General features: G+C 31.8%; 3 protein-coding genes. All 3 read left to right on the forward strand.

Annotation, left to right across the window (positions count from 1 at the left end):
• A partial coding sequence (locus tag ACKI5C_RS07680; RefSeq protein WP_407432574.1) for a hypothetical protein occupies positions 1-286 on the forward strand: 286 nt, incomplete at its 5' end.
• A 12-nt stretch (positions 287-298) separates the two neighbouring features.
• Entirely contained in the window at positions 299-1,438 is a 1,140-nt protein-coding gene (locus ACKI5C_RS07685; protein WP_407432575.1) for a hypothetical protein, read from the forward strand.
• Positions 1,435-2,679 carry a GcrA family cell cycle regulator gene (locus tag ACKI5C_RS07690; protein WP_407432576.1) on the forward strand — a complete coding sequence of 415 codons (1,245 nt, stop codon included), beginning with the start codon at positions 1,435-1,437 and terminating at the stop codon, positions 2,677-2,679. The genes ACKI5C_RS07685 and ACKI5C_RS07690 overlap by 4 nt, the downstream gene beginning before the upstream one ends.
• Positions 2,680-2,868: the final 189 nt, after the last annotated feature.

Raw genomic sequence — 2,868 nt, forward strand, 5'->3', positions numbered from 1 at the left:
TGAAAACGAAAAGACTACAGAAGTTGAACAGACTGAAAAAGCAGCTGATGTTGTAGAAACACCGGCTGTTGAAGAAAACAAAAAGGCTGAAAAGCCAGAAGATAAAAAGGCAGAAGAAAAGCCAATTAAAGACGATGACAAAATTGTAATTATTTGTGCTGCTTATGCCGGAAAATCTATTGTTCTTCCTACAAGAACTATTCAGCTCGATGAAAAGGGCTGTTGTGAAGTAACCGGAGTTGAAGCTAAAAGACTTCTTACTATTCCAGGTTATGAACGTAAATAAAGGATTCTGAAAATGACAATAACTGCTGAAAGTACACTTACAAGAATACTTCTCACTTTAGAAGGTAATAATTCACCTTTTATTCTGGAGCGTCTTTTTTATAAAGATGAATCTTGGAAAGTTTATACTAACAGCGGTTTTGTCATTCCAGAAGAATCTACACAGCCGCTTGAAGTAAATTCAGGTGATTTTGTAGATTCTTTTGATTTACAAAATGGTTTGTATCAATATCGTATTCATTCTGCATCTATCGAAAATCCAGAATTAAAAGATTTTGCCTTTACCTGTTGGACTAAATTCGGTGTTCCTGATGCCGTAGGTTATTCATTTAATAACTATAAAGTACCGGAAGGTAAATGGGGAACTGTTTTAACTCCTGATGACTTACGTTATACATATATGTGGGGTATAGATTTTAAGGCTACAAACGGATCAATGTTTTCTGATGAACAGGCTCAATTTTTTATAGATGCAGCAACAGCAGAAATGGAAAGACGATTAAATATTACAATTCGTAAAAGACGTGTAAAATGTGAAGATATAATTGAAAAAAATCACTTAAAACGTAAAGTTGATTATGATGATGAAGAAACACCTTATGACTTTTCATACAGAAAGATTCAGCGTTATGGAATGATTCAGACTAAACAGAGACCAATATTAAATGTTTCTCGTTGTACAATGTTGAACAAAGGAAATTCAGATGATGTTGATTTATTACCTTCTACAGTTCTTGATAAGAAAAATGGTGTAATTAAATTTCTTAAAAGGCCTTGGAAACCATCTGATACAGCAGATGGAATTAATACTGCAATCAGCCGTTATGGTTCAGAAACATGGAATTCGCATTTATTTTATTCAGTAAATTATGATGCCGGTTATGAAACAAGTGATGATATACCAGACGATTTAAGACATAACATTGGTATTATGATTGCTATTTCATTATTAAATGTTATTGGTGATGGACTTATGGCCGGATTCTCTAGTTCTTCACTTTCTATGGATGGTGTAAGTGAATCGTTTAGCTCGACCCAATCTGCAACATCCTCGATGTACGGTGCGAGAATTATGGAATATAGAAAGGAAATAGAAGATTATATTCAGGCTAATAAGTTTAAGTTTGGATTCTTTAGGGTAGGTGCATTATGATAAAGAATCGTGGTGATAAGTGGACTACAGAAGAAATTAATCTCGCTAAAGAATTATATGAAAAAGGTGTAATAATTTCAAATATTGCTCCTAGAGTAAATCATTCAGAAAATGCAGTTACAAAGAAACTTAAAGATTTAAAACTAACCGGAAATCGTAGAGTTTTATGGACTGATAAAGATTTAGATAAATTAAGAGATTTATTTAATCAAGGGTTACCATATTCCGAAATAGCAAAAAAACTTGAAAAGACAACAAGAGCTTGTCAAGGAAAGGCTATTAGACTTGGTTTAAGAACAAAAGAATGTAATGTATGGATAAATAATAAACGTGCTGATTTTTGGACTGATTCAGAGATTGAAACATTAAAGAAATCTATTGCAGATGGTTTATTTATGCCTGATATTCTCAAAATAATAAATCGTAGTGAGAAGTGTATTTTTAATAAGATGCATGAATTAGATTTACACTTTAGAGAAAGAAGTGAAGCAGAAAAGGCAATTTATAAACGTGTATATTCTGTTGATGATGATTATTTTGAAAATATTGATTCTCAGAAAAAGGCCTATTGGCTTGGATGGCTTGTTACGGATGGTTATGTTATTTCTGTTCTTAATACAAAACGTGGATTGATTAAATCAAATAAAATTGGTCTTAAATTAGTTTATTCTGATGAAAATGTAATTTTGGATTTTAACAAAGACTTAAAATCAACGTTTCCTATTGAATATTTAAAAGAGAAAAGTAATTTAATTTTACGAAATAATAATTTAGAAGAAATAAAATCAAAAAAACAAGTTTGTCTTGAACTAACATCAGCTAAAATGATTCAGGATTTGGCAAAATACGGCATCCACCAGAATAAAACTTATGATGTTGTATTCCCTAAAGAGTTGGATAGTAAATACTATCCTGGATTTATTGCCGGTGTAATTAGTGGGGATGGATGTATTAATGTAAAACTTAATCACGGTAAAACATATATTCTCAGATGTTTAATTGCCGGAACTTTTGATTTAATTGATAACATCAAGAATATTCTTGTAAAAGAGATTGGTGTAAATCCAGACAAGAAGATAACAAAAAATAAAGGTTCAAAATGTTTATATACATTGGAACTTAATCAGACTGAAACAATAGCTCTTTATAATTGGCTGCAGAAAAACGGAATCAGCCTTATGGAGAGAAAAAACAAGCTGATTGAAGAATTCTTAAATGAAAGGGTAAAAATACCGGCCTAGACCGGATTTTATAAATTCAACGGGCTGTATCGTAGGCAGCAAGGAGATAAGAAAATGAATGATTTGAATGATCTTACAAAAGGTTGTCCTTATGGTAAGGCAATTAAAAAGGGTATTGAAGATGGTGGAAATACAGATGTAGAAACCAGACTTACTGCTCTTGAAACAAAACTTGCTGCTGTATTGGCA

The organism is Methanobrevibacter sp., from assembly GCF_045646045.1.
Taxonomy (GTDB): Archaea; Methanobacteriota; Methanobacteria; order Methanobacteriales; family Methanobacteriaceae; genus Methanocatella.

What these genes read in the sequence shown, in the direction of transcription:
- ACKI5C_RS07690 (WP_407432576.1), top strand. Translation starts at nt 1,435, where the DNA reads ATGATAAAGAATCGTGGTGATAAGTGGACTACAGAAGAAATTAATCTC.
- ACKI5C_RS07685 (WP_407432575.1), top strand. Translation starts at nt 299, where the DNA reads ATGACAATAACTGCTGAAAGTACACTTACAAGAATACTTCTCACTTTA.